At 70.0% G+C, this 8,422-nt stretch carries 5 protein-coding genes; all 5 read right to left on the reverse strand.

The features are described 5' to 3' along the window. Positions 1-195: 195 nt before the first annotated feature. From ACOJSN_RS22950 to ACOJSN_RS22970, 5 genes are read right to left on the reverse strand one after another with little or no spacing between them, the layout of a single operon-like run. Positions 196-1,878 carry an FAD-binding oxidoreductase gene (locus ACOJSN_RS22950; protein ID WP_420114804.1) on the reverse strand — a complete coding sequence of 561 codons (1,683 nt, stop codon included), beginning with the start codon at positions 1,876-1,878 and terminating at the stop codon, positions 196-198. A gap of 31 nt (positions 1,879-1,909) precedes the next feature. Continuing rightward, complete coding sequence (locus ACOJSN_RS22955) at positions 1,910-2,653, reverse strand: lysophospholipid acyltransferase family protein (RefSeq protein WP_420114805.1); 744 nt, start codon at positions 2,651-2,653, stop codon at positions 1,910-1,912. Next, on the reverse strand, positions 2,650-3,453 hold the full coding sequence (locus ACOJSN_RS22960; protein ID WP_420114806.1) for an SDR family NAD(P)-dependent oxidoreductase: 804 nt from the start codon (positions 3,451-3,453) through the stop codon (positions 2,650-2,652). Before ACOJSN_RS22960 ends, ACOJSN_RS22955 begins: the two co-directional genes overlap by 4 nt. Then, positions 3,450-5,756 carry an HAD-IB family hydrolase gene (locus tag ACOJSN_RS22965; protein WP_420114807.1) on the reverse strand — a complete coding sequence of 769 codons (2,307 nt, stop codon included), beginning with the start codon at positions 5,754-5,756 and terminating at the stop codon, positions 3,450-3,452. The genes ACOJSN_RS22960 and ACOJSN_RS22965 overlap by 4 nt, the downstream gene beginning before the upstream one ends. Positions 5,757-5,809: 53 nt before the next feature. Then, the gene (locus tag ACOJSN_RS22970; RefSeq protein ID WP_420114808.1) at positions 5,810-8,353 is read right to left on the reverse strand and encodes a family 78 glycoside hydrolase catalytic domain; all 2,544 of its coding nucleotides are present in this window, start codon (positions 8,351-8,353) and stop codon (positions 5,810-5,812) included. Positions 8,354-8,422 lie beyond the last annotated feature (69 nt).

The raw sequence follows: 8,422 nt of genomic DNA on the forward strand, positions 1-8,422 counted from the left end.
CTCTGATCGCGCTACGCATCCACAACGTCGGTGGTGGGATGTCGTGGCGAAGCACGAGGTTTGTAAGAACAACTAACTGTTGTGATTGTTCTCAATCACCGTAGCGGCACGGGCGGCAGGGCGTCAACGGGTACCCGGGCACGATCTCGGGGTGGTCACTGACAGACGACGGCGGAGCACAGGCCCGCCGTCAGCTCACCACTCCCGGTGCGGCGGGATGAGCGAGCCGGGGTTGAGGTTGCGGCTGGGGTCGACGGCCTTGAGCAGCCCGACCATCTGATCGACTCCCGCGACCGAGATGTCCTGCTCCATCCACGGGGCGTGGTCGGTACCCACGCCGTGGTGGTGAGAGAGCGTGCCGCCGCCGTCGATGAAGGCCTGCTGGATCGCGGTCTTGACCACGTCGTACTGGGTGAGGAAGTCGCCGTCGGGGTTCGGGGGGAACCCGAACGTGAAGTACAGGCACGCCCCCGAGTGGTAGCTGTGCGACAGGTGGCACATGATGTAGCCCTTGACGCCGATCTCCGCGAACGCCCCGTTCGCCGCACGGATCGTGCGGTGGTAGACCTCGCCGAGCTTCTCCCATGGGGCTGCGGTCTCGGACACGTCGCCCACGGCCCCGCGGTCGAGCAGGAAGTCACGGATATAGGGAGTGTCGAACTTCTTCTGGTCGTACAGTGCGCCCGGACCCTTGCCGAGCTTGATACCGCCGTGCTTGCCGATCGTCTTCCCGACGATCGCCTTGTCGGCCCGCACCTTGGCAGATCCGCCCTCGTAGCCGATGTAGGAGATGCAGACCTTCTCGAGGTCCCACCCCCGCTTCTCGAGCAGGTCGAACACGAGCGGCCCGAGCTTGCCGGACAGCGAGTTCGACTCCTTGCGGGTGGCGAGCGAGAAGCCGGTCTCGTTCGCGTCGGAGACACGGGTGATCGACGGCGACGCGTCCGAGGTGCAGATGTCCCTCATCGCACCCAGTCCCGCCGCCCAGTTCGGGAACAGGTAAGCGATGACCTCGCGGTTCTCAGGCAGCCGGTGCACGTTGACCCAGGCCTCGGTGATGACGCCGAGCCGGCCCTCGGAGCCGAGGATCATCTCGCGCACGCTCGGCCCGGTGGACGTGGACGGCAGCGGCCGCAGCACCAGCACCTTGCCCGGCTGCACCACCCGAAATCCTCGGGTGATGTCACTGATGTCTCCGTAACGGTCCGACTGCATGCCCGAGGAGCGCGTCGCGATCCACCCGCCGAGCGTCGAGTGCTTGAAGGAGTCGGGCTGGTGCCCCATCGTCCAACCGCGCGGGTTGAGCTGCGCCTCGATGTCCGGACCGAGCCCACCGGCCTGGATGCGCGCGAGCCCGGAGCCCTCGTCGATCTCCAGCACCTGGTTCATCCGGCCCATGTCGAGCGAGACAATCGTGCGGTCCTCGTGCGCGGGCGGGGTGAGACTGCCGGAGATGTTGGACCCGCCGCCGAACGGGATCAGCACCGCGTTGCTCGCCACGGTGAGGTCCACGACCGCCTGCACCTCGGCCTCGTTCGCGGGATAGACCACCACGTCCGGGATCCGCGGCAGGTGGCCGGCGCGCACCCACACCAGGTCCCGCATGCCCTTGCCGTAGGTGTGTACCACCCGGTCCATGTCATCGGTGATGACATGGTGATCGCCGACGGCGGAGCGCAGGGCTGTCTGCAGGTCCTCACCCAGGCGCGGGGCTGGGACGTCGATGTCATCGAAGTCCGGCGGCGGGGTACCCGGCTGCGACAGGTCGATCCCGATCTTGTCCAGCACGAACGGGGCGAAGTGCGGCTTGTCCTCGTGGTGGAAGGCGATCCCCTCCACACCCCATCCCCACCACTTCTGGTGCGTCACATCAGTCATGCGTGCGTCTGCTCCTCACTGAGATCCCCGGTCATGAAGCGTCCTCCTGGGCGTCGAGGTGGCGGCCGCGACTGCGCGGGCGGTCCTCGTCATGGATCAGCACCGTGGTCGACTGCGTCGTGTACATCGCGCGGACGCGGTTCTCCACGCGCGAGTTGAAGTCGGCGAGCGACTCCCCGGCGCGCACCCGCAGCGGCTTGCCGATCAGCAGCTTCACCGGAGGGCGGCCGGGCTTGGGCCAATTGCGACCCTTGGGCATCGCCTCGTAGGCGCCGACCACGGCGACCGGGACCACCGGCACCCGCAGCGCCCGGCCGAGCGCGGCGGCTCCGGGCTTGAAGGACTTCATCTTCCCGTCCTTCTGGCGGGTCCCCTCTGGGAAGATCAGCAACGGCACGCCGGAGCGCAGCAGCGAGACGCTCAGTCCGGCGTTCTTGGACTTCCGGCCGCCGCGGTCCACCGGGTAGGAGTTGAAGAAGAACCCGACGAAGTTGCTCTTGAGCGGGTTGTTGTAGAAGTAGTCGCCGGCGGTCGCGGTGGCGAGGTTCCGCGTCAGCGAGGTCGGCAGGAAGCTGAACATCGTCGCGGCGTCGAGATGGCTGGAGTGGTTGGCCACGACGATGAACTGACCCTGCAGCCCCTCGACGTTGCGCTCACCCTCCACGGTGACACTCACCTCGGCGCCGATCAGCGCCTTGAGGAGCACCCGCTGGCACACGAATCGCACCGCACGGTGCCAGGCGGCGTGGTAGCGAGCGGTCTGCTTGGTGCTCAATGCTTCGCCCCCCTCCGCAGCATCGCGGTACCCCACCGCACCAGCGGTCGCGGGGCGTGGCGGATGAGGAACGCGATGATCGCGAACCGCGTGGACGGCAGCGACCGGTCCTTGCCCCGGTCCACGTCGTTGAGGGCGTCACGCACCAACCGGTCGGCGTCGAGCCACAGCCAGTCCGGGATCTTGGAGGTGCGGATCGCGGCGCGGTCATGGAACTCGGTCCGGACCCAGCCGGGGATGAGCGTGAGCACCCGCACGCCGGTGCCCTCGAGCTCGAGGCTGAGGGCGTCGGAGAACGTGTTCACCCACGCCTTGATCGCGGAGTAGTTGTTCTGCGCGATCATCCCGGCGACCGACCCGATGTTGATGATGACGCCGTGGCCGCGCTCCGCCATCACGTGCCCGGCGGTGCCGGCAAGCACGAGAACCGCCCGGATCATCACGTCGACGGCGCGGGTGTGGATCGCGAGGTGGTCACCGGACGCGATCGGGTCGTGAAGCCCGTGACCGGCGTTGTTGACAAGGACCTCGACCGGGCGCTCGTCGGTGCGCAGGCGCTCCGCGACACGCTCCACGTCGCTCTGGTCGGACAGGTCGGCCTGCAGCACCTCGACGTCGACGCCGTAGCGGCGGGTCAGGGCATCGGCCACGCTCGCGAGCCGTTCGGCATCGCGCGCCACCAGCACCAGGTCGCAGCCGCGGGCGGCCAGAGCACGCGAGAACGCGTACCCGATGCCCGAGGTGCCGCCCGTGACGAGCGCGCGTCCGTGCAGGGGTGACAAGCCTTCGATCTCGCTCACCGTGGCGCCCCCGTTCGAGCACCACCGCCGGGCAGTGCACCCGTGACTCCCCCGACCACGCTACGGGCGATCGAGCCGAACCGGCTGTCCGCCGCGTGCGTCCACGACTCCACCGGCCACCGCTTCTCGCGCGCATAGCGGTACAGGCTCGCATCGGGGTTCACGACCGTCGGGTGCCCCACCAGCTCCAACCAGGGTCGGTCGGCATAGGTGTCGCCGTAGCCGTAGGAACCGGCGAGGTCGTAGCCGTGCTCGCGTGCGTAACGGCCCAGCCACGTGGCGCGCGCCTCGTCGACCAGTGGCGAGATCGCCAGGTGACCGGTCCACCGGCCCTGCTCGTCCACCTCCATCGAGCCCGAGACCACCTCGTCGAACAGGTGCGCGATCGGCTCCACGAACACGTCGATCTGCCCGGTGATCAGCACGAGCCGGTGCCCGGCCTTGCGGTGCTCCTCGATGCGCGCGGCGGCCTCGGCGAGCATCCGCGAGCGCAACAGCGGCGCCACCTTGGTGGCGACCAGCTGCCGCAGCTCGGCCTCGCTCGTGCCGGCGTATCGGCGCATGAAGGACCGGATGAAGTCGCCGCGGTCGCGCTGCTCGGCCTGCAGGTAGGTCATCGAGCGCCCGACCATCCCGGACACCTCGCCGAGCGCCTTGTGCGGTCCCTGCGCCATCTCGACCCATACGTAGGTCTCGAGCAGGTTGGCCGCGGCGATGGTCCCGTGCAGGTCGAACACCGCAAGCACGTCAGTGCGCTCGGGCAGCTTGGCCGCACTGCTGCCACCGGTCCTGCCCCGCTGCTCACGGGCGCGCATCAGACCGGGCACGTTGGGGATGTGCACGGTCTGCATGTAGTAGGGCCAGTCGATCTCGGTGACGTCGAAGCCGTGCTCGGCCTGGCGATCGGCGGGCAATGACTCGTGCAGCGCACGGGTGCGGGCGTCGTCGAAGACCACCTCGGTCTGCGTGTACGGCTGGTACAGGTCGGTGAACTTGCGCAGCGTGCGCAGGTCGCGCTTGGCCTTGTAGATCCCGGAGATCCACTTGCGCGTGGTGTCGTTGGCGGGCAGCCTGCCCACGACCCGGTCAGCGACCTCCACCGCCTTCTCGCGGCGGCGCAGGCTGCGGTCGACCGCAGGCCCGTTGGGGAACGTCCAGTTCGGCACCTGCACGTTGGAGCCCTCGTCATCGAGCAGCGGGTGCTCGCGGAAGTAATCGCGCACGAGCCGGATGACCTCACCGAACCGCAGCGGGTTCCGCAGCCCAGACCCCACCTGGTAGTACTGCGCGTCGTCCTTCTCGGGCGGGTTCGCAGCGGCGGCGAGGATCGCGTTGACCACGTGGTCGACCGGGATCACGTCGAGGATGGTGTCGTGCAGGGCCGGGAACTCCGGCAGCATGCCGCGCCCGTACGCGGCGATCAGCGGGTCGGCGACCTTGAAGCCGTCGATCCAGCCCGGGTACGGGTGCCGGTACGAGCTCTCGATGATCGTGGGACGCACGACCGAGAGCCGGTGCTCAGCGGCCCAGAGCTCCTCGGCGACACGCTCGCCGAGGGCCTTGGTGAACGTGTAGACGTCGGGCCAGCCGAGCGACAGCGCCCGGGTGCGGCCCGCCTCGACGAGCCGGTCGTTCACCCACTGCTTGCGTGCGTCCTCGGCCGCCGCCGAGACCGCCTGCGCACCGGCTCGCCGATGCGTCGCACGCGCCTGCGCCAGCATCGGCTTGAGGACATCCGGACGGCGGGATGCCGCCTCTGCTTCGTCCCTCGCCGCGAGCGCTCGCGCCGTCTCGAGCCGGCGGTCGATCGTGTGATCGAGCGACCGCTCCTCCGAGACTCCCTTGCGCAGTCCGGCCACGTAACAGGTGGACACGTGCACCACGTGCGGGTCGGAGCCGGAGGCCAGCAGCGCCTCGTACAGGCTGACCGGACCATCGACGTTGGCGGCGAACGCCTCGTCGATCGGCATGTCGAAGGAGACCGACGATGCCGAGTGCACCACGACGTCGACGTCATCGGGCAGCTCAGGCACGTCGCCCAGGTCACCGGAGATCACGGCGACCCGACTCGCCGCCTCGGCATCCGCCGTCGGGGCCCCCACACGCTCACGCCAGGCCGAGAACACGGGCTTACGGAGCAGCTTGTCCACGCGCATCTGTGCGCTCAGCGCACCACGGGGCCGCACCAGGACCGAGATCCGGGTGGTGGGGTAGGCCGAGAGCAGCTTCTCCAGGACTGCCTGTCCCACAAAACCGGTCGCTCCGGTCAGCAGGACGTGCGAGTTGCTCAAGGGTTCCGACACCGAACGCACTTTACGCGGCTGGGGCCCTCCGCGTGTCCAGCCCTTCGCTGCTCTCACCGATCAGCGTCGGCGTCCCACCGGATGCGCACCACACCGGCGGGGGCGTCGGCGATCTCGACCCCCTGGGCTGACCGGGTGATGGTGGATCCGGATGGGGCGTCGATGTCGCCGAGGCCTGCGGCGGCCCCGCCGAGGATGACCCGGGCCGTGGTGTTCGGCGGTGTGGTGACCTGCAGGTGCCCGCGGTCACGGTCGAACTCGACCGCCACCGGCCCGCGGATGGTCGGCACCGTGCCCGCCATGCGCCGCAGCGGTCCGGGGCGCGGCTGCACCACCAGCCGCTCAGCGCCCGGCGACTCCACCTGCACGCCGAGGATCCATCGCGCCACGATGTTCACGGGCGCGGTCCCCCACGCGTGCGAGTAGGTCATGTTGGGCTTGAGCGACGGGTCCCAGGCCTCGGGGACGAGCGTGGCGCCGAGGTGGTCGATCAGATGCAGCCAGCTGCAGGGGCCGGTCGCCGTCATCAGCGCGAGGGCCTGATCGGTGCGCCCGGCCCGGCAGAGGGCCTCGAGCAGGAACTGCGCGCCGTACACGCTCATCCTCATGCCGCCGGCGGCGAGTCGATCGCCGAGGTCACGCAGCCGGTCCTCGGGGGCGAGCCCGAGCGCGACCGGGATCGCGGTCGCGTGCTGGGCGCGATGGGTCGATTGGAGCCCGTCGCGGTAGCCGGACTCATCGAGCAGGAGCTCGTTGATCGCGCCCCGCATCCGCTGCGCTCGATCGCGGTGGCGCGCGGCGTCGTGCGGGCTCCCCACGACCTCGGCGACGTCGGCAAGCGCGCCGTACGCAGCGGCCTGGAACGCGTTGACGACCGTGTTCACGTCGGTGAACTCGTACCCGTCGCGGCACGTCACGGGCCAGTCGGTCAGATCGGCGTTCCGGCCGCCGCCATTGACCCCGGGCTCCTTGCGCAGGAGGCCGTCCTCGCCCAGGTGGTCGTCGTAGTTCGCCTGCTCCCACAGCTCGACGTCGGTGCGCAGCTGCCGGTCGTCGCCCGTGGCGAGGTAGTCCTCCCACGCGACCAGCACGGGCATCAGGTGGTACTCGGTGGGCCAGGTCGGCCGCCGTGTGAGGTACTCACCCGAGTACCGGGCCAGGGCGTAGCTGCGCTCGACGGCGTACTGGGACCGTTGGTTGACGTAGGTGTCACCTTCGTAGGGGCCACGTTCGCGCGCGGGGGTGTCGAGATAGAGGTCGAGCGAGGTCGCCTCGATCGTGCACCGGCACAGCTCCCAGACGCGGTCCAGGTCCCGGTCGGACGACGTGAAGGCACCCCCACCGACGTACGGCGCCCGCAGCACCACCGGCCGCAGCGCGCGCGACAGGTCGAGCGTGGGGTCGGTCTCGAGCTCGACGTACCGGAACGCCCGGTATCCCCAGTGCTCGATCGTCTGGGGGCCGTCACGCAGGGTCCAGGTCTCCTCGTAGCGGTTGCTCGTGCGCAGCTGCGAGCGGACCCGACCGCCCTCCAGCTCCTCGCCGAGGCGCACGGTCACGTCGGTGCCGGAGGTCGCCTCGACGTCGAGTCGCAGGCCACCCACGATCTCGCGACCCAGGTCGATGAACCAGCGCCCGGGCTGCACGCGCCGCGCCTCCAGCACCTCGCCGAGGTGCTGCTCGATCGAGACGGTCGCCGGCGCGGGATCTGCCGGCATCTCGACGACGACGGCGCTCGGCCAGGTCTGGTCGTCGAAGCCCGGCTCGGTCCAGCCCACCGGCTCGTGCCGCGCGTCCCAGTCCTCGCGCGGCGCTCGGTACCAGCCGCCGCCGATGTCCTCCGTGCCGGGCAGCAGCCGCTCACCGCTGCGTGCCTTCCACCGCGTGGAGGTTGGCACCTCGATGCGGCTGCCGTCGGTGAGCACCACCACGAGGCGAGCCACGAACTGCTGACCGTGCTCGGCCCAGCACAGCGCCGCCAGCGCGTTCCGCCCCGGCCTCAGCACGCGGGCGACATCGTGCGTGTGGTACCGGGCGCGGCCGTCCGAACCGCGCACGCTCCCCCGCCCGACCACGTGCGCGTTGATCCGCATCGTGTAGACGTACTGTCGCGCGCCCTCGGGCGAGAGCCCAGCCGCCTCCACGAAAGCCGCGACGATCGGCACGTCGGGCAGCTCGACCTCGGTGCGGAGCAGCACCCACGGGGATCCGGCCGGACCCCAGATCGCCTCCCCGCCCCAGCGCTGCGTCGCCGTGATGAAGCGTGCCGGCTCCGACCATGACCCGGCAGCCGACGTGGCCACGCGCACGCGCCACCAGTACGGCGTCGACTCCGCCAGTCGCGGGCCCTGGTAGCGCACCGCCGTGGACGACCCTGAGAGGACCTCGCCGCTGTCCCAGACCGGTGCGTCGAACGTGCTCGGCGAGGTGGCCACCTGGATCCGGTACGAGACCTGCATCCGGTCACCCAGGTGCGGCACGATCCACGAGAACCGCGGCTCAGCCACGTCCACCCCGACCGGGTCCGACTGCAGGTCGACCATGAGGCCGGTGGGGCACCGCTCGTCGCTGCTCTCCGGGCCCGGCTCGCCGACCATCAACGCTCACCCTCGTCGTCTGCCGCGCGAGGTCGCACCGTTGGCTCGAGGTCGCACCTTTGCGGGTGC

It is taken from the genome of Pseudactinotalea sp. (genome assembly GCF_048594945.1).
Lineage (GTDB): Bacteria > Actinomycetota > Actinomycetes > Actinomycetales > Beutenbergiaceae > Pseudactinotalea.

Excerpts from the sequence above, each read along its gene's own strand:
- ACOJSN_RS22950 (WP_420114804.1), bottom strand. The coding sequence starts at position 1,878 with ATGACTGATGTGACGCACCAGAAGTGGTGGGGATGGGGTGTGGAGGGG.
- ACOJSN_RS22970 (WP_420114808.1), bottom strand. The coding sequence starts at position 8,353 with ATGGTCGGCGAGCCGGGCCCGGAGAGCAGCGACGAGCGGTGCCCCACC.